Raw genomic sequence first — 18951 nt, forward strand, 5'->3', positions numbered from 1 at the left:
CCGATGCCCACAACCACACGTCGCCATCCGCGGCCTACCGCACCCCATCGGCAGCCGCATTGCCGGCTCGCGTTGTCCCGGCAACCGCGCGCAGGATCCCTTCCATCTTCGCGCGCATCATTTCCGCCGAGAAGTGGGATTGGACGTAGGCGAGGCCGTTGGCACCCAGACGGTCGCAGCGCCGGGGGTCAGCGAGCAACTCGCGGATCAATCCCGCCAGTTGCCGGTCGTCATCCGGGTTGAAGCCCAATCCCGCCTGCGCCGAGTCGAGAATCCGCCGTGCCTCGCCGCGAATGCCACACAGAACCGGCCGCGCACAGGCCATGTAGTCGATCAGTTTAGTCGGGATCGCGCCGTCGAAGAGGGGGATGTCCTTCAGCGTGACGAGGCAGAGGTCGGCGGCGCTGAGATAGACCCGCGCCAGGTCCTTGGCGACGGGCTGGAGAATCGAGACGTTGGTGAGTCCGCCGTCTGCGACCTCCTGTTCGATTGCCGTCCGCCGCAGGCCGTCGCCAACGAGCACGAAGAGAACGTCGCTGCGCTCGCGCAGTGAGCGCGCCGCGCGCAGGATGACCGGGATGTTGTTCGCTTCGCCGAGGGCGCCGAAGTACAGGACGATCTTCCGTTCTTCCCAGCCGAGAGTCCGTCGCGTCCGTGCCGCTCCCTGCGGATCCGGGTAGAGCCGTCCGAAATCGACGCCGCAGGTGACCACCTCGAGCTTCTCCTCCGGCCAGCCGCGCGCGCGAATGTCGTCGCGAATTCCCTCAGTCAGGGCAACGATGCGTGCCGACTGGTCGTAGATCTGCCTCTCCATCCACGCCATGATGCGGATGAGCGCAGGATTTCTGAGGATTCCCATCTGCACGGCGGATTCGGGCCAGAGGTCGCGGACTTCGATCACCAGCGGCACTCGCCGCAGCCGGCAGACGAGGGCAGCGGCGAACATCGGGAAGATGGGCGGCGTGGAAGCGAGAACCAGATCGACCTTGTCGATGCCGACCAGCCCGGCTGCGCCCGACAGCGAGAAGGACGCGAAACTCAGCAGGCGCCCGAGGTAGCTGCGATGAAGTTCGGAATAGGTGAAGGTGCGCAGCACCCTCACCGGTCCATCCCGCTCCTCCCGCCGCAGGCGGCGGTACCATGGCAGGGTCGGCGTGTCGCGCTGCATGTACCCGGTTTCGCCGCTGACGACGGTCACCTCGTGACCACGGCCGGCGAGGAATTGCGCCAGCTCGTAGATCAGCGAATGGCCCGGCGACCCGGTCCCCTGGTAGTACTGATAAACGATCGCGATCTTCATCGCAGGGCCTCGTAGATGGCGATGAGCTTTCCTTCCTCCGCCTCCCAGCAGACCGTCCTGCGCACCTGCTGCAGATTGTCCCGCCACGCCGAGAGGCGCGCCTCGTCGGCGAACAGGTCGTCGATCAGGCTGGCCGTTGCCCGGGGACTGCTCATGTCGCCGACGAGTCCAATGCCGCGCCCGGTGATCATGCTGCGGATTTCCGGTAGATCGCTGCCGAGTATCGGAATGCCGGCGGCGATGAACTCGAACAGCTTGTTTGGCGTGCAAAAGTGATTGTTGAGACAGGTTGCCTGGTACGGAATCACGCCTGCGTCGGCCGCGCCGGTATGGGCGAGCAACTCGCACTGCGGCACCGCGGGATGAAAGAAGACTCGTTGGGCGCCCGGCAGTGATCGGGCGTCGCGCATCAGTCTCTGCTGCAGCGCGCCGTCGCCGAGGATCACCAGGGCGACGTCCGGGTTCGTCACATGACGCATGCCTTGAACCAGCACCTGAAGGTTCCTGTTTTCCGAGAGCCCGCCCTGGAAGAGCAGCAATTTGCAAGTCGCGGGCAGACCGAACCGTTGATGGAAGCGTCGCGACCTTGGTGGCGCGCCGGTTGCCCGCTCGGCATTGCTGATGACATGCACCCGGTGGAGCGCATGGCGACAGCGGAGTTCATGGGCGATCGACTCGTTGATGGTCATCACCGCGTCGCAATGGCCAATGTAGCGGGCCTCGATCTCTGCCCAGCGCTTCCTCTCGCGAGCGGAGAACTCCTGCTCGCTGTAGAGTTCGTGGCTGTCGTAGACCAGGCGCGCTGCGCAGGCGCGCGCGACTTGGCTGGCGACCGGCAGCATCGGCAGATCGTGCGCTACGACGACCTGCGGCGTGAAACGCGAGGCCGCGTCGCTGTACAGTCTGGCGTGAAAGGTCTCCTGATCGACGACGAACCGCCAGGCGAGCCGCTTCAGCGTGCGCATCACCGAGCCGTTCATCGGCAGCCACCCGGCGAGCCGGCGGTAGCCATCTGCCACCCGCTCTTCGAGCCCGCCGCTGCCGCCGCCGCTGACACGCACCACCCTCGAATCGTCCCGGCGGCCGGTGTCGTCGTCCTTCATCGCCAGAATCGTCACCCGCCAGCCGGCCTTCCCGAGGCTGTCGGCCTGCAGGAGGATTCGCCTGTCGATCTGCCGGTCCGCCGTCAACATCAGGATCGAGTCCGATTCGCGGCCCTGGCGCGCGGCTGCAGCCAGCATGGCTCTATCCTCTGAGCTTCGACCAGACACCTCTGGCCAGCCGTGAGACCGTCGGCGAGCGATCGACGAAGCGGCTCAGCGTGCGCCTGAACGACTGTCGGCGCCAGTGCTTCCGGTACGTCGGCTGCATGTCCTCCTGATAACGACGGATGGTCCGTTGCACGGCGTCGGGATCGGGCGCCGTGGCCTTCCTGGCCCGGTGGGACTCGATCAGCCCGATGACGGTCGCCGCCTGGTGCCCGTAGTGCAGCTCCTTGCTGCCGAGGATCGTCTCGCGACAGTTCCGGACCAGCCGCGCCACGAGCTGGCGGTCGCGCAGCGCCTCCAGCACCTGCGGAAAATCGGTGGCATCGCTGCGGATCGGAATGTAGTGCTCCCATGGTCTGACGATGCCGCTGTAGTCACCCTCCACCAGGATCTGACAGCTGCCCAGCAAGCCCGCTTCCAGGACGCGCGGCGAAATGGCGGTGAAAGCGTAGCGTCCGTCCAGGCCGGGAAAGCAGTTTGCCTCGACCTCCTCGAAAGGGGCACCCGGATGGCTCCGCAGGTAAGCCCGCACAGCGGCCTGAATCTCCCCGCGCGGGTCGAGCAGGCTGCTGCCGCTGTTGGCACCCAGGGTGAAACGGCAATCACCGAGGAAATCGAGCCACTGCGGTCCAAGCAAGGTCCCCTGGTCTCCGAGAACGATGTCGGTGGTCAGGCCGGCACGCCTGGCGAGTGGTTCCACCAGTTCACCAATTGCCCATTTCGTCACGCCAATCCTGCCGAAATACGGCGGCAGCCTGCGCGCCCGGTAGCCAATATCGATGCGCCTGGACGAGAGCGGCCTTGCCTCCCTGGCGAGCAGGGTTTGGTCAACGTAGCCCGTATAGCCCAGACGGATCGAACCCTGGCGATGGTAGCGGGGATACAGGACTTGCCAATGCGAGGAGATCACCGAAAACACCACGTCGACCTGCCAGTCGCACAGCCAGTCGTCGAGGAGTTCGTTGCAGTCGTACTCGTCCTGCGGGAAGGCAAGCTTCAGTGCGCCGCTGTTGCCGACGAAGCTGTAGGTCTCCCTGATGTTCTGGAACGTGGCCGCAGGCAGCCAGCGAATGCAGAGGAAAGTGACATCGAGAACGATGGCATCGAAAGCGACATCCCGCACATAGTCGGGCAGCGGCAGTTCCGTATCGTGATAGAGGTAGTTGTGCTCGGGAAAAGCGTCGCGCAGCGCGAATACATGGTGACACAGGAAGCTGGGGGCCAGACGAGGGTTCCCCAGTCGATGCAACACCAGAATGTTCAGGCGGCTCATTCCCGTTTCAATCGATGAACTGCTGGTGCCATAGCTCCAGGCTTAACAGGGCCCACAGGTTCCGGCCATAGGTGCTTTGTGAATCGAGCACGGCATCGATCGACAGCGGCCCGTTCAGATAGGGACGCGACCGGGCTGCCTGTGTACCGAAGATGTCGCCGATCAGGTCGCGTGTCGGTCCGCGGCGCCTGAGCCACTGATTGAGCGGAACCGGGAAGCCCATCTTGTCCCTCCGTTCGCGAATCGCGACGGGCAGATGATCGGCGAAGACGGCCTTGAGCAATCGCTTGAGTTCACCATTGCGGAACTTGATGTCCGCCGGGATGGTGGCGGCAAACTCGACCAGCGGATGGTCGAGGAACGGGACTCTTGCCTCGACCCCGTGCGCCATGCTCATGCGGTCCTCGACCTGCAGCAGTGCCGGCAGCAAGGTCTTGAAATCAAAGTGGGTCATCGAATCGAAGTACGACTCCTTGCCGACATTGCTGCCCCAGAAGATGCTCCTGAACTCGTCGAAGGTCGCGCGCTGGTCGAGAACCTCGGGCGCAATGATCGTCCCGAAGGTATTGGCGCGGTTTACCAGACGCCAGTAGCGCTCGTCGCGTTCGCCAAAGACGCCACTTGCCCAGAACTCCCGCAGCATCGGCTTGTACTGCCGCAGAGTCTCCAGGTTGGGAATGATCGACTCATAGGTGACGAGGAAATTGCCGCTGTGCAGCGTTCCCTCGATCGCCCCCTTGATGCACTGCTCGAAGTAGGCCACGAGGTAACGGGCGTAACCGCCAAAGATCTCGTCGCCGCCCTGTCCCCCAAGCACGACCTTGATGTGCCTGCCGACCTCCTTCGACACCATGTACTGCGGAAACGACCCTGGGCCAGCTGCCGGCTGATCAAGGTGCCAGATGACCTTGGCAATGTGGTCGACGAAGTCCTGTTCACCGATGTCGGCAACAAAGAGTTCCATGTTTCGTTCATCGGCCAGGGACCTGGCGTAGCCCGACTCATCGAAGTCCACACCATCCAGGAAGCGCCCGTTGAACGCCTTGAACGGGCCATCCGGCCTGGCTTCGCGAGCGAGCGCTGCCAGCAGGCTCGAGTCAACGCCGCCGCTCACGTAACTGCCGACCTCGACGTCAGCCCGCAGGTGCATCGCAACCGAGTCGTACAGCAGCTCGATCAGGCGGTTGGTAAACCAGCGCTCGGTATGATCGTAATCGATGTCGTAGTGGACTTCCCAGTAGCGACGAACGATCTGTTCCTGCCCGGGCGAGAGAAACGCGCAATGCGCGGCTGGCAGTTGCCAGACGCCTTCCATGAGCGTCTTGTCGCCAAGGCAGAACTGAAACGTGAAATAGTCCGAAAGTGCCGCCTGGCTGGCACTGCGTCGCCCGAGAAACGGCAGCAGCGCCTTGACTTCGGAAGCGAAATAGAATCCTTCCGGGGTCCGGGCCCAGTACAGGGGCTTGATGCCGAAGCGGTCGCGGGCCAGGAAGAGCCTCTGTTCACAAGCATCCCAGATGGCCAGAGCGAACATGCCGCGCAGGCGCTTGACGCACTCGACCCCCCAGCGCTGAAAGGCACGGAGCACGACTTCCGTATCGGACCGCGTGCGAAAGGATTCCTCGTCGAGTTCCGCACGGAGTTCCAGATAATTGTATATCTCGCCGTTGTAGATGATCGTGAAACGTCCATCGTCGCTGTGCATCGGCTGCGCCCCGGATTCGAGGTCGATGATTGCCAGCCGGACGTGTCCAAGGCCGACCTGACCGTCCGGGGACACCCAGCTGCCTGAACCATCCGGCCCACGGTGCCGAATTCGCTCCATCCCCAGCCGGAGCTCTTCAACTGCCAACCTGGACGAGCTTGCTGGCACATCCCTTACGAACCCGAAAATACCGCACATACGCTTTCGCCCAAAATCAGTTCAAAGGAGGATGACTGACGAAGCCGCCTCGCCAATTCCCGGCCCGATAGATCGCCTTCCACTCCGCAAGACTGATCCACCGCCACAGCGCCCATGAGTGGTTCGCGACGCCATCCTGATGCTCCTGCCAAAGCGACTCGACCGCCCCGAGCTCATATCCAGGGACGGCACGAAGTGAGCTGTCGAAAACCCTTTCGCGTCCCCATTCCAAAAGATCGGCCCGAAGCCAGTGATCCAGAGGCGCCGCGTAACCGACCTTGTCCGCCCGCCAGCGAATCGACTTCGGAATTGACTTGCCTGCCGCCATCCGGAGAACCCACTTTTGCCAGCCGTTCCTCACGTAGTAGTGATCCGGAAGGCTGATGCAGAAATCCACCAGGTCGTAATCCAGAAACGGCAGCCTCACCTCACGCGAGAACGCCATCGAATTCCGGTCCGCATAACGCAACAGCATTGGCAAGCTGTTGTACAACAACGCTTCGGACAAGGTTCGCCGCAATCGGAAACACGGCTTGGCAAGAGATACGCCCACATCGTATTCGCCATGGAAGACCGTCTCCAGAGGCTTTCCCATGTTTCGCAACTCCTGCTCAGAGTACGCGACGGAAGCATTGAACCGGCGTTGCGCGCCCGCGTACTGTTCGCTGGCAACCCGCAGCCGCCGATTGAACTTGGCGGACTCGCGCAATGCCAGCGAGGTACGCCCGGCATCCAGCATGTCCAGTTGCCGTTGACGGAAGTAGAACTGATAGCCCGCTAGGAGTTCGTCGGCGCCCTGCCCGTCCAGCAGGACGGTGGTGCTGTGTTGCCGTGCCAGCCTCGCCACGCACCACTGGAGATAGATCGAAGCCGAAAGGAACGGCTCTTCCTGATGCCAATGCAGAAGTCTCGATTCCTCGATCAGCCTCAAGGGGTCCGGGCTGACCCGGTAGGAGGCCACCCCGGTGTGCGTGACCACCGCATCGATCTCCTTGTCCTCGGACATTGTCGGGTCGGCCGGAAATACCGCAGAAAAAGTGTTCTGCGTAAAGCTGGAATCGCTTCGTTCTCGCCCGAGATAGCCAACGATTACCGAGGAGTCCAGGCCACCGGACAAACTTGACCCGACCGGAACGTCGGCACGCAGCCGCATGCTCACGCTGCGCCGCATCAGATCGGCGAATCTCTCGACGGCGTGGCGAGGACTCAAGCCATCATCTATCCGGGTATAGTCAGGCGTCCAGTAACGCCACCGCCGCTCTTCCGACCCGTCCTCGCGAAACCAGGCTGCATGAGCAGGTGGAAAACGCTCGATATTTTCGAAGAAGGTCGTGCGGTCGTCTTCATACCATGTGCCGGTGCCGAAGCGCTGGAGCGCAACGGGATCTACGGAACACGCCATCAATGGATGAGCGAGTATCGCCTTCATTTCCGAAGCAACGACAACCGTACTCAGTCGCCCGCGGCCGACGAAGAGCGGCTTTTCCCCGAAGCGATCCCGCGCCACCATCATTCTGCGCGAAAGCTCGTCCCACAGCGCGAACGCAAACATGCCGTTCAAACGGAGCAAGGCGGATTCACCCCATTCCTGCAGTGCCGCCAACAGCACCTCCGTATCACTGCGCGTGTGAAACGTGTGACCGAGGCGAATTAGTTCGTCCCGGAGTTCGACGTAATTATAGATCTCCCCGTTGAACGCTATGCACAGGCGGCCGCTGCCGCGCTGCATCGGTTGGTCCGCTGCATGGGTCGTATCGATGATCGACAGCCTGCGATGGGCAAGACCCACCCTGCCGCCGGAACGAAACCAGTTGGCACCATGATCCGGGCCGCGATGGCGCAACCGGTCACGCATGGCAGACAACAAGTCATCGCGAACCGGGAGCGCAGGCGATATCACCCCAACGATGCCGCACATCTCAACGACACTCCTCGATCAGAACATGGCTCGCATCAATACCCGTGCGGACAAGTGCTGCAGCCAATCCATGAAAATCCATCTTGACGTCGAGTCCGCTCAGTTACTCCCATCGGCAACAACCTGACTGACCTTGGCGAATGCGCTGCGCCGCAAGAGCTTTCGCGTTACCCGGGGAACACCCTCTTTCTCACCTTCAACCGGATTCTCTCTGGCAATTGACGATACAGCCAGCGCGTCGCCTCGCTCATTTTCGGATGGCGTTGCACAGCTTTGTGAAGTGCCCTTGCTGCGGGAATTCCTGCTCGTATAATCAGACGCCGAATCACCGCCCCTTGTTTCTCGGCAGTGCCGGCGTAGCCTGAGGTGGAGCCACGGGCGCTGGAGGCCGCGACTTGGCCAGACACTGGATCAAAAAGCTCGTGCAATCGTTTGAGCGGCTCGCGGTTATCCAGGACGTCAGCAGAACATGGCAGCGCCAAGGGAATCACCGGCAGGCATTGTCGGGCGAGACCGTCGTCGTCCATTACATAAACGGTACCGTACATCAGCCTCCTTTTCCTGCGACGCGGGCATCGCTCCTGGATATCCCTGTCGACGCCGTCAACGAAGCTCCGATAGGAATATGTCCCGGAAGCAATCACGTCACTGAACGCACGCTCGGTCATCTGGCCGATCAGATTGTCGTCCATGACCTTGGCAACCACATCCTCGAAATTCGAGAAATCCTTCTTCAGAGGGATAAAGTGGATGTCCGGCCGGACCACACCGGAATACTCGCCCTCAAAGAGAACCAGTGCCGTCCGCAGGCGGATCGCCTCAAAGATCTTCGGTGAAATCTGATTCATGCGGACATGGCCTTCGTGCGGCTTGAGAAGGCGCTCCCAGATCTCGTCGAAGGACATCTCGGGGCGTTTCCTTTTCAGGCGTTCGATCTCCGCCACCAACGATCCGTCGAAATCGAAGACGTTTGAGCCGCTCTCCGTCCCAAGCGTGGCCCGTCCGGAAGCAAGGAAACGATACCAGTCATCTCCATAGATTCGACACTCGGCGTCCCACGCAATGTCCACCGGGACTCCCATCGCCTCGGCGCGGCGACGCGCTTCAACACCGATCATCAGTTTCTCGTGTCCAAGTCGCCCGTAGATCGGGTGCAATTCCCTCCCCCTGTAGACGAAGGCCAGCCGTCTTTCACCCAAGGGCCTGACAAAGCGATCGATGTTGGCTGATTCCGGAACGTACCCGGTCAGCGTCGGCAGGAAATCGGTCGCGGGGTAGCGCGAGGACGGGTACACCTTGTCGCTTTCATCCAGTGGAACGCAAGTGTAAACCAGGTCAAACTGGATGCGATCCATCCATTGCCTGGTGCATTCAACAGAGTCATATTCATCCTGTATGAAAAGCACCTTGAGGCCATTGAACTGATCGAGTGCAACAGCGAAATCTTCCGCCAGATGCGACTGAAGGGAAATCCGGATAGAATAGTGAACAACGACCGCATCAAACAGCGACAAATCAATCGGGCTGCGTTCAGCGTTGGCCCGCAGGACTCTCCCGCCAGCAACGGCCGGGACGAAGGTGTACGTATGCCTGGAGTGACGCCGAAACGCCTCGAGATGCTCGCGAACAGTCCCGACATGACTGGACGCGGGGTCATACAGCAGCGCGACATTGAGCGGCTCCGCACTTCGACGTCGGGCATCCGCATTGGCGACAATAGCCGCCACAACGCCCTCGAAGCGAGCATCGTAGGAACTCAAGCGCGCCAACTGCTCGCCGCGTGCAACGCGCTCCGGTTCGTTCCGGACTTTCGCCAGCGCACGTATCGAGGCCGCGAACTCGTCCGCAGTCGTTGCAAAGCGAATGATGTCGTCTTCATGTCCATACTTCTCGAGCGCCTGGATGGGAATGGACACGACCGGCAATCCACAGGCTACATACTCGAAGACCTTCAGTGGCAGGGAGTTCCAGATCAGTTCATTCTGCAGGAAGGGCACGATCCCGACCATCCCCTTCAGCATCTCCTCACCAAAAGTTTCGGGGGAGACCGAACCGTACAGACGCAAATTGCGAAAGCTGCGCAGATGCTGCACGCCTTCGGATTCGACGATCTGGCCGAAGAACCTGAATTCGAACTCCGGCAGCTTCCGGACAAGTGAAACGATCAGGTCATAGTCAAGACGGCTGTTGACGCCACCCTGATAGATGACAGTCGGTTTTTCAGCGTCCGCAGCCTTCTCGCGGCCGATCTTCAACCGTTCAAAGAATTGAAAATCGCATCCATTCTCTGCGACGATCGATGCGCCACGATAGCCGCCGTCAACGCAGATGTTCTGCAGCACGCGTTCGGTAACGGCAACGACCAGATCCGTCTCCACCAACAAGCGCTGCAACTGGTCACGTAGGAAGAGGTGTCCGTCGCCTGTCTCGGACTCCATGCGGAAATAATCCTCAGTGGCGTGGTAGACGCGAAAATGATTCGGCAGCCGATCAAGTAGCGGCCAATAATTCACAGAATCGTAGATCCAGATCAGCGGTCGCTTGAAGCCACGGTAGCGGATGAGCGTCTTCAGATCCCTTGTCTGGTCCGGGAGGAGAGGCGCAGAAACATCGACGACATCGAGATTCGGGATGCCACTTCCGGTGACACGAATTCCGCCGTCAGCCGAACGTTGATTCTGGACAAAAAGCACGGGGAGGTGTCTGGCAAAACGGGTCGCGTAATGGTAACGGTTGCTGCGCGGTTCGGTCGCCCAGTCCGACCAGGTCAGCATGACTACGGCGTCGAAGTGCTTGCACAACTCGATCATGACTCCACCCACCCTCTTTCGTGAAGGTTCTCGAGACGCGACCGTTCGGGAAGTACAGCTTCACATCGCCGCATCGAAAGCCCCCTTCGCCCGACGAAACGCACGCAGGCCAAAATGAAATATCACTGCCGACAGTAAAGTGACATAGCCGAGGCCGAGCACATCCGGTACCCGATTCTCAAGCAGAGTCGCGCGATAGCCCTCCGCAATCTGGTAGAACGGATTTGCAACCGATACCTTCTGGATGATCGCCGGCATCGACTCGAATGGGTAAAAAATCGGTGTCATGAACATGAGGGCCGTGAGCAACGTGGGCAGGATCTGCACCACATCCCTGATGAAGACTGCGATGGCCGACAACCACATGCCGAGGGCTGCCGCAAATGCAAACTGCAGGATCACCACCACCGGCAGCAAGAGAACATGCCAGGAAATCGTGCTTCCTGACCAGATCAGGAGCACGAAGAGAAAAACGAGACTCACCGCGAGATTGATCAGGCCGACCAGGGTTCCGGCAATCGGCAGGAGTTCAGTCTTGAACGCCATGTTCTTGACCAGACCGGAAGCGCCGATCACCGAGTTCGTCGCGCCCGTGATGGCTTCCGTCATCGCGATCCATGGCCCATAACCACTGATCAGCCAGATCACGTAGGCCAGCGTCGTTTCCGAGCCCGGCAGGCGGACCTTGAAGACAAAGCCGAACACGTAGGTGAAAAGCGCAAGCATGAAGAGCGGATTGGTTATCGCCCAGAAGCTGCCCAGCGATGACCCGAGATAGCGGTCGCGCACGGTCATCCTGAACAGATTGACCATCAACCTGCAATCGAATCGGTTGAAACCGTACAAAATGCGCTTCTCCTAAGCTGCACTGGCCGCCGTGGCCGCAACAGGGTAATAGAGCATCGGCTTCCCGCCCACGGGCGGAGTCAATGTGTAAACCTCGAATACCGTCGACGAATCCGCGATCGTTTCCCCTGCGCTGCCTCGACCATCGATGAACAGGACGTCGAGACGGTAGATCGCCGCGCCCAGCACCAGCGGAGCGAACTCGATCTCGATGCCGATCTCGCCAGCCTCGTCTGCAAAATCGCCAAGTCGAAAATCCTGCTCGAACACGAGCAGCTCATCCAGCCGGAAAGTTCGCAGACGGCACAACCCGTCATCCAGCCAGGCCCCGGCCCGACCGGTCACCTGGATGCGCAAGCGCTCGCGCGCCTCCACCCGTACCGATGCCTCCCGGTTGTTTCCGGAGAGCAGGGCAACCCGCCGAATTTCGCTGCCCGCCCGATACGAGCGCTTGCCGACATGCGCGGCAAACCGTCCCATCAGGGCGGCCTCGTCCTCGCCGCGAACCTCGTCTATATAGGCCCTGGTCACGTCCTCCGGAGACCCGTCCAGCACGACCTGCCCATCCCTGAGATAGATGCAGCGGTTGCAGATGTCGCGGATCGACTGCATGCCATGGGAAACCAGGATCACGATCTTGCCGCGGGCGCAGATTTCAAGGATGCGGGCGGTGGCCTTTGCCGAAAACGAAGCATCACCCACCGAGAGAGCCTCGTCGATGATCAGGATTTCCGGGTCGATGTGGGTGATCATCGAAAATGCCAGTCGCGCCTTCATCCCCGTGGAATACGTGCGTACGGGATAATCGATGAACTTGCCCAGTTCGGAAAACTCGATGACCTGACCGATCACCTCGTCTACTTCGGCTCGCGACCTGCCCTGGATCTCGCCATCGACGTAGATGTTCTCGCGTCCGCTCAAGTCATCGCGCAAGCCCACGCCCAGGGTCATGATCGAGGTCACCCTTCCCTTGATCCGGATGGTTCCGGCGGTCGGCTCGGCGATGCCGGCAATCATGTGCAGGAGGGTCGACTTGCCGGCGCCATTGCGGCCGATGATGCCGAGGCGCTCTCCTTCGGCGATCCTCAGGCTGAGCCGGTCCACCGCGACCTTGCCGCCGGGAACACTGTCGTGCTCGGCGTCGCGCGCCATGGCCGCGACCAGCTCGCCGGTCGCCGAGCTGGCGACGGGGAATACCTTGGACACTTGCTGCAACTCGACGTATAGGCTCACGCAACCTCCGCCGGAATGGCCTGCACCCTGAAAGGCAGAGTGACCGCGGCTGGGAGTGGTCTGCCTTCGATACGCAAGGCCAAGCCGTTGCCATAGGTCCAGGATCGGCAATCAAGACCGACCCTGTGGCGTTGTCCTGGCAATGCGCGCCGAGCCAGGAACAGGTTCAGGGAATACCTGCCCGGAGCCAGCGGCAATGCCGGGATTGTGAACACTACCGTGTAGCGTCCGGCCTTGTCACCTACCGCGTGGTACTCGGAAAGGATGACGATCTCCCAACCAATGCCGATGCGCAACATCTCTACCGATATGGCGAGCTCGACCGGCAGATCTTCCAGAACCTCGACCGGTACTGTGACGGACGAGTCTTCACCGGATTCCAGGACGAACTCTTGCGGGATCGTGTCCGGAAATCGTGCAGCTCTGGCTTCAGGCACCGGCAGGTCAAGATAGCGCACGACCGCGAGGTCACTGGACCCGACAAACGAGAAGCGGCCCTCATCGATGACGCAGGCCTGCTCGCAGAGCTTGACGATGGCTGTCCAGTCGTGCGTGACGAGAACACCGGAGGCGCCGTTCAGCAAGCGCTCGCGCATCCTGCGCCAGCACTTGGCCTGGAAGTGTTCGTCGCCAACCGACAGCAACTCGTCGATGAGGTAGATCTCGTGCTGGCAAGCAGTGGCCACGGCAAAGTAAAGCCGCGCCGCCATTCCCGACGAATAGGTGCGAATTCGTTGATCGAAGGCACCGCCGAGCTCCGAGAAGTCGGCGATATCGTCCAGAACGGTGGCGACTGAAGCGCCGGGGACGCCCATGAACTGCAGGTAGCGGATGGCGTACTCGCGACCGGTGAGGTTCGGATTTCCCATGCCGCCCAGTTCGAAAAGGCCGGCAATCTGCCCGTTGATCTCGATGCTACCGGTGGTCGGCGTGTAGACCTGGCCGAGAAGGCGGAGCAGGGTACTCTTTCCCGCACCGTTGCGGCCGATGACCCCAACGATCTTCCCGCGTGGAACAGTGAGGGAGATATCCCGCAGAGCCTCAACCACCGGCCCCTTGCGGTGAGTCTCCATGCCGAGGAGCAGGCGCCAGACGCGCTGCTCGCGGTGCACGGCAAAGCTCTTGCCGAGATGGACACAGCGCAAGGCAAAGTCGCGGCAGGGCTGCTGCATCTTGTGCTCAGTGCCTTTCTCGCACGAGGGAATCGCCTGCGAGCAGCGCACGGTAAATCTGGTCCATGCGCGTTGCACCTGCCGCGGCGGAATGCCATTTGACGGCAAAATCCCTGCTGCGCCGACCGATCTCACGCCGCTTGCCGGGGTCGGCGATGAGCTCGCGCAGCACGGCCTCCACCGTGTTCGGGGTGGCGCTGATGATCGGCAGCTCTTCGGCGTACTCGGGGAGTTCCTCGCGGACGCTCTCGAGCCATTCGGGACGGATGAAGCAGATGACCGGTTTGGCCAGCATCATCGCTTCACGGACATTGGCGCCGAACCAGCCAAAGGTCAGCATGTCCAGGAAGATGTCGGCCTGCGCCTGCAGGAAACGGACTTCCTTGTTGGGAATGCCGGTTGGCTCGATCAGCTCGAGCATCATACCCTCGCCACGCAGGCGCTCGAGCAGGGGAAGATAAACGTGGGTGGACTTGATGTTGACTCCATCGCTGCGGGTCCGCTCGTCCCGGTGCCCGACCGCGTGATAAAGACGCACGCCGCCATCCGGCAGTGGTGGCAGGAGGTACTGCTCCGGAATCTCGATCTCCGGATGCCAGAATCCGGGATCGAGGCAATAGAATTCCGGGACCTCATGGACCCTGGGATCGTCGTTGCAATCAACCCGGTTGCCGCCCAGAGTGCACTGATAATCGGCTACGGAGTTCCTGAACCACCCCCAGGCGAGGTTGCGATCGTCACTGCACACGGTCGGCTCATGCTGCCAGCGACAGATGGAGCAGACTGGCTCCGGCCCCCATCTGGAAAAGGCTGTTTGCGAAACACCGTCCAGGCAGCCGTTGTGCGAATAGACCAGCTTCTTGCCGAGTGCCTTGAGAAGATGGATTTCTCCGTTCTCTCCCAGGCGCCGCGCTGCAGCCGACTGGACATTCCAGCCGAAGGCAATGCCGTGGGCGTTGGCAAAATGGAAGACGTCGTAGCCATACAGGGCGGAAAGGTAGAAATCCAGTTCCCCTTCGAGACTCAACGCGATATTGCCGCCGAGGTGGAAATCCTCGCCGTGGTAGTAAATCCAGTTGGTCGGGTTGGTGTCCCAGTTATAGACGTCGGCCTTCCACCCGAGCGGACGCAGGGCTCGCGAGAGATACCACACGTTGTAGTAGGACTGGCCGCAGAAAAGCACTCGGCAGGATGCCAGCGCAGCGAACGCCGGCCTGAGTGCGTGCGCAGTGCTGTGGAGAAAGGCAAGTTCCGCCAGCAAGTCGTTCGCTGCGGGGGGGGCCGGCGGATCGGCCGTCAGGCCGGCACTTGAGCGGACCACGCGGCGAAGTTCGCGGGCATGGCGATCTGCGCCCGGGACGTTCGCTGATCCCTTGGCGCCAACCGCGACGCGGAAGGCCTCGACGCGACGCGGAAGATCGTGCAGAAAGCCCACGAACGCCAGCAGTTCCGCCTTCAGTCCGGTCTTCAGTTCAGCCTCCAGCTCGGTCTTCAGCTGGGCCTTCAGCTCGGACTCGAGTTCGGCCTTCAGCTCGGCCTTGAGCTGGGCCCGGATCTCGAGTTCGAGTTCGGCCTTGATGTCCGGCTTCAACGACGCGCTCAGCCTGTTCTTCAGCGCTTCCTTGACTTCATCGGGAACGAGGCCGACGCCGGCACGCGCGGCGCGTCTGACGAGGCGATGGTACGGACTCAAGCAGTCTTCCTTCCGATCAATCGATCATCTTACCGCGAGCAGCGTGCCGACTCCAGCCTTGCCGACATTCGCCAACGAATCAACGATGGAAAGACCCGGCACGAAGTCCTCCGCTCCCTTTTGTCGATATACTGGGTGTTGGTAGCGTTGGTAGGCAAGCGAGATGCCGGCCCGCGCGAACGCCTGATCGTCCTGATAGCCGGAGGCCCCCCCGCCGCACAGGTAGCAACTGCCATCGAGCCTGCGTGTCAGGCTGATAAGCAGATCGCTTGCCTGCCCGTCGCAGCCAAGCGCCGACGACGGCACGCAGTGGTCGTGCCGCAGTCCAACCTGGTCAGCTATCGCCCTGATCACCGCCATGTTGTACCGCGCCAGGTTGTTCTCCGGCGAGAGTATCAGCGGTGCAAGCCAGTCCATGGTTTCGCTGTAGAACGGCGCCCTCGAGTAGTTTGCGGCCAACGTCTTCAGGAGCCTGCTGCGCCACGGCTGCTCGTCGGCCCACTCGATTTCGTTGATCGGCGCAACGCCATGGAATGCGCGGCGGATGGGCGCCGTGACCCAGCGCGCCTCGCCGGCCACGAGCATCTGCACGCGATTGCACCATACGCCGCCCTTCTTGGGGAACTGGACGTGATCGAGAAACACGAACACATCACTTCGTGCCATCTTGTCGAAATAGCCGAGCCAGGGGAAGAAGTTGGGCTGGTGGATGGCAATGGTTCTGCTCATCTGTGGTCCCCGACCAGTCCCAACACCACAACGTTCAGCGAAGTACCATTGGCGACCGCGGCTTCCTCGAAGGACCCTTCACGGACAAAGCCGGTCTTTTCGCACGCACGGATGATTGACCCGTCGTTCTCGCACGCGTGCACGAAGACTCGACGCAGTTTCAGGTCCTCGAAGCCGAAGTGGCTCAGGAGCGTGAGCGTCTCGGCAAGGGTGCCGTCGGGCGCAAAGCGGTCAGAGTGGACCCGGACCCGCAGCTCGGCGTTACGGTTCTGCCAGTCGATGTTCAGCAACTGGCAGGTGCCGGCTGCCGTATTGCCTGGCAGCTCTTCAATCACGAACAGCAGCAGATCCGCGCACCCGGGCCGCGTCGATTCGGTAGACACCCCGGGGCTCATCTGCGGCGGGTGGCACAACGGCGTCGTCCGGACCGCTGATTGGCGACGCGTGAACGGTTCTCCAGCCAGCGCCGAATCGGCATGGCTCAGGGGACGGAGCCGAACCGTATCGCTCTCCAGTACGCACTTCCCCAACGTTCCATATTTCAACGCCGCCACCTCGGCTGGGGTCAGGTGGCGATCCATGCTGATCCGCTGGCCGTTGCCGTCGAGATAGAAGGCTGGCGGTAGCGGTGGCAGCAGGGCCCTGATACGGTTGTAAATCGAGATCACCGGCTGTCTCCAGTCGAACAGCCCATCATCGGGCGTTCGCCGGCGGCAGTAGTTGGCTGCCCGTTCGTCCTGCTTCTCGGCCGTCCACCTGCCAGCGAGAATCTTCGGCAGGTTCGCCGCGATCAGGTCGTCAGCCGCTCGCGCCATGCGCTCGGCGAGTGTCTGCGAGGTATCCGCAAAGAAAAGCGGTACCCGACGCTGGTCTATGATGGGGCCTTCGTCGATACCCGGCGTCAGTTCGTGCAGGGTCACGCCAGTCTCGACATCGCCGTTGATGATCGCCCACTGGACTGGGTTACAGCCGCGATTCCGGGGCAAGAGCGCGCCGTGGACATTGATGCCGCCGATGCGCGGCAGACTCAGAACGTCTTCCCGCACGATCATGCTGTAGGAGTTGACCCAGATCAGATCGGGAATCAGCGCAGCGACGGCAGACCTGAAACGGGGATAGTCGGTGCTACCCCATTGCGGCTGGACAAGGAACGGCACGGTCATGCGTGTGGCAAGCGCATGCAGGTCGCCGAGATACTGCGGTCTGATTGCCGCACCCACCAGCCCTGCGACGTGGCACGCCGGCAGATGGCGAAGCAGCTGGGCAACACCCGGGAAGTCGCCGAAAACAACGATTCGCAACACGTTCCTGATTTGCTCCAAGTGTTCGCCGGCAGTCGCGAGCGAGGCTGCACGACTTCAATCGTGCTTCTACGGCCGCCGCTGCCGTCGCGGTCCCTGACTTGAGGTTCTCTCTCCCAGTGCCTCCCCCGAAATGAATCCTTCCAGGTACGTCCTGAGGTCCTCCAAACTGCCACGAGCCGTCGCGGCGGGTTCCCCGCCATCGTGCGCCGCCCGGTCTTCCCCGCTGTGCCGGGTCGGCGTGACATCGGATGGAGCACTGACGGCTTCGCGAAGCCCCAGGCCGTCAAAGCCGATCGACTCCCGCCGGCCCCACGCGGCGAGCGACTCGACTCGACGACACAGCTCGACGCAACCCGCCTCGAGTGCGTCGTCGGCTGGCGCTGGCAAGCCGTGTGCCAACCGGTAGCGGACCATCGACCACTTCCGGCGCATCTCGTCGTCCTCCGGCTCCGCCTGCAGCCAGCTCTTGCCGCCCACACTTTCGAACACCCTCAAGACGTCAAGCTCGACGCCGACGTGATCGAGAAGTGCGCTCACTTCTGCGGCCGGTAGCCGCCATTGGCGGCCCAGTATGGCCTCGCAGATCCGCCACAGCTGTGTCTCGTGGAGGCGCGAAAGCTCGAGGAACAGGCTCGCGAAGCGCCTCCCGTTCCACAGGTAATCGAGCGTCTCGAAGGTCTTGAAGTCGATTGATCGCAGGAACCTGATCGACGTCGCCGTGCCGGCGAAGTTCTCGCGGTCCCACTGCTCGAGCGCGTCGTCGTAGAGCCGCATCGTCGCCCGGGCCCGGCCAAAGGCGCAGCGGAAGACGCGCTGACGCGGCGGCATGGCGCGTGACTGCCACCATCCTGGATGCGTCAGGATCTGCAGACACGGATCGCTGGCATCGTTCAGCACCTCGGCCAGGCGACGAAAGCGCCAGTATCCATTGGAGTCGGAACAGTACGGCACCTCGGTCTTGAACCGCCTCGAGTAGCAGTTGACCAGACCGCCGTACCGGTCGGACTCACAGCTGAGATGAAACGCAGTCGGATTGTGAAAGCTGAAGGCAGCTGGACGCCTGCCGAGGAAGTGCTCGAGCAGCCCGGCCTCGCGGTCGACCTGATCATGCAACTCCTCCTCCGAGCGCGTCGAATGGAAGGCTGCGTCGAAGTGCAGGCCAACGTCGTGACCGAACGCGAGCAGCCGATTCAGGATCTCGATCTGGCCACGTTCGAGCAGATTGTAGAACTCGCTGTGCAGGTTCACGAAGAAGGTCGACCGCAGCCCTTCCTCGTGCTCGGCCCGGCCAACTGCGAGCGCCCGATTCAAGGAATAGTCGCAGTCGTGGCGCCAGAGGACGAAGCGTTCGCCCCACGGAATGCAGCCGTAACTGGCAGGGGAGTACGACGACAGGCAAAGCCGCAGGAGATCACGATAAGCCTCGACCGTGAAATCCTCGTTGCGCGGGACGGCATGCACCGGCCGGTTATCCACCGATATCATGCGGCTCCCTTCATTCC

Annotated in this window: 13 protein-coding genes; all 13 read right to left on the reverse strand. The window is 61.7% G+C overall.

Annotation, left to right across the window (positions count from 1 at the left end):
* Positions 1 to 34: 34 nt before the first annotated feature.
* Entirely contained in the window at positions 35 to 1300 is a 1266-nt protein-coding gene (locus NFW30_RS07590) for a glycosyltransferase family 4 protein (protein ID WP_295353313.1), read from the reverse strand.
* Positions 1297 to 2541, reverse strand: a complete 1245-nt coding sequence (locus tag NFW30_RS07595) for a glycosyltransferase (protein WP_295353310.1) — start codon at positions 2539 to 2541, stop codon at positions 1297 to 1299. Before NFW30_RS07595 ends, NFW30_RS07590 begins: the two co-directional genes overlap by 4 nt.
* 4 nt (positions 2542 to 2545) lie before the next feature.
* A complete protein-coding gene (locus NFW30_RS07600) occupies positions 2546 to 3841 on the reverse strand; it encodes a hypothetical protein (protein ID WP_295353308.1) in 1296 nt (431 codons plus the stop codon).
* A gap of 7 nt (positions 3842 to 3848) precedes the next feature.
* On the reverse strand, positions 3849 to 5744 hold the full coding sequence (gene asnB / locus NFW30_RS07605) for an asparagine synthase (glutamine-hydrolyzing) (protein WP_295353305.1): 1896 nt from the start codon (positions 5742 to 5744) through the stop codon (positions 3849 to 3851).
* 16 nt (positions 5745 to 5760) lie between these two features.
* Positions 5761 to 7662 carry an asparagine synthase (glutamine-hydrolyzing) gene (gene asnB, locus NFW30_RS07610; RefSeq protein ID WP_295353302.1) on the reverse strand — a complete coding sequence of 634 codons (1902 nt, stop codon included), beginning with the start codon at positions 7660 to 7662 and terminating at the stop codon, positions 5761 to 5763.
* A 167-nt stretch (positions 7663 to 7829) separates the two neighbouring features.
* Complete coding sequence (locus NFW30_RS07615; protein WP_295353301.1) at positions 7830 to 10472, reverse strand: glycosyltransferase; 2643 nt, start codon at positions 10470 to 10472, stop codon at positions 7830 to 7832.
* A 60-nt stretch (positions 10473 to 10532) separates the two neighbouring features.
* Complete coding sequence (locus NFW30_RS07620; protein WP_295371953.1) at positions 10533 to 11318, reverse strand: ABC transporter permease; 786 nt, start codon at positions 11316 to 11318, stop codon at positions 10533 to 10535.
* 12 nt (positions 11319 to 11330) lie between these two features.
* On the reverse strand, positions 11331 to 12470 hold the full coding sequence (locus NFW30_RS07625) for an ABC transporter ATP-binding protein (RefSeq protein ID WP_295353296.1): 1140 nt from the start codon (positions 12468 to 12470) through the stop codon (positions 11331 to 11333).
* 77 nt (positions 12471 to 12547) lie between these two features.
* Positions 12548 to 13774, reverse strand: coding sequence for an ABC transporter ATP-binding protein (locus NFW30_RS07630; RefSeq protein ID WP_295353294.1), 1227 nt, complete (start codon positions 13772 to 13774; stop codon positions 12548 to 12550).
* Positions 13731 to 15416: a hypothetical protein gene (locus tag NFW30_RS07635; protein WP_295353292.1), complete on the reverse strand. Its 1686-nt coding sequence runs from the start codon at positions 15414 to 15416 to the stop codon at positions 13731 to 13733. Before NFW30_RS07635 ends, NFW30_RS07630 begins: the two co-directional genes overlap by 44 nt.
* Positions 15417 to 15440: 24 nt before the next feature.
* Positions 15441 to 16145 carry a WbqC family protein gene (locus NFW30_RS07640; RefSeq protein ID WP_295353290.1) on the reverse strand — a complete coding sequence of 235 codons (705 nt, stop codon included), beginning with the start codon at positions 16143 to 16145 and terminating at the stop codon, positions 15441 to 15443.
* Positions 16142 to 17449: a GNAT family N-acetyltransferase gene (locus NFW30_RS07645; protein WP_295353287.1), complete on the reverse strand. Its 1308-nt coding sequence runs from the start codon at positions 17447 to 17449 to the stop codon at positions 16142 to 16144. Before NFW30_RS07645 ends, NFW30_RS07640 begins: the two co-directional genes overlap by 4 nt.
* 66 nt (positions 17450 to 17515) lie before the next feature.
* Positions 17516 to 18934 (reverse strand): hypothetical protein, encoded by a 1419-nt coding sequence (locus NFW30_RS07650; protein ID WP_295353285.1) that lies wholly within the window; start codon positions 18932 to 18934, stop codon positions 17516 to 17518.
* Positions 18935 to 18951 lie beyond the last annotated feature (17 nt).

It is taken from the genome of Accumulibacter sp., assembly GCF_023806635.1.
Classification (GTDB): Bacteria; Pseudomonadota; Gammaproteobacteria; order Burkholderiales; family Rhodocyclaceae; genus Accumulibacter.

What these genes read in the sequence shown, in the direction of transcription:
- NFW30_RS07590 (WP_295353313.1), bottom strand. Translation starts at nt 1,300, where the DNA reads ATGAAGATCGCGATCGTTTATCAGTACTACCAGGGGACCGGGTCGCCG.
- NFW30_RS07595 (WP_295353310.1), bottom strand. Translation starts at nt 2,541, where the DNA reads ATGCTGGCTGCAGCCGCGCGCCAGGGCCGCGAATCGGACTCGATCCTG.
- NFW30_RS07600 (WP_295353308.1), bottom strand. Translation starts at nt 3,841, where the DNA reads ATGAGCCGCCTGAACATTCTGGTGTTGCATCGACTGGGGAACCCTCGT.
- asnB (WP_295353305.1), bottom strand. Translation starts at nt 5,744, where the DNA reads ATGTGCGGTATTTTCGGGTTCGTAAGGGATGTGCCAGCAAGCTCGTCC.
- asnB (WP_295353302.1), bottom strand. Translation starts at nt 7,662, where the DNA reads ATGTGCGGCATCGTTGGGGTGATATCGCCTGCGCTCCCGGTTCGCGAT.
- NFW30_RS07615 (WP_295353301.1), bottom strand. Translation starts at nt 10,472, where the DNA reads ATGATCGAGTTGTGCAAGCACTTCGACGCCGTAGTCATGCTGACCTGG.
- NFW30_RS07625 (WP_295353296.1), bottom strand. Translation starts at nt 12,470, where the DNA reads ATGGCGCGCGACGCCGAGCACGACAGTGTTCCCGGCGGCAAGGTCGCG.
- NFW30_RS07640 (WP_295353290.1), bottom strand. Translation starts at nt 16,145, where the DNA reads ATGAGCAGAACCATTGCCATCCACCAGCCCAACTTCTTCCCCTGGCTC.
- NFW30_RS07650 (WP_295353285.1), bottom strand. Translation starts at nt 18,934, where the DNA reads ATGATATCGGTGGATAACCGGCCGGTGCATGCCGTCCCGCGCAACGAG.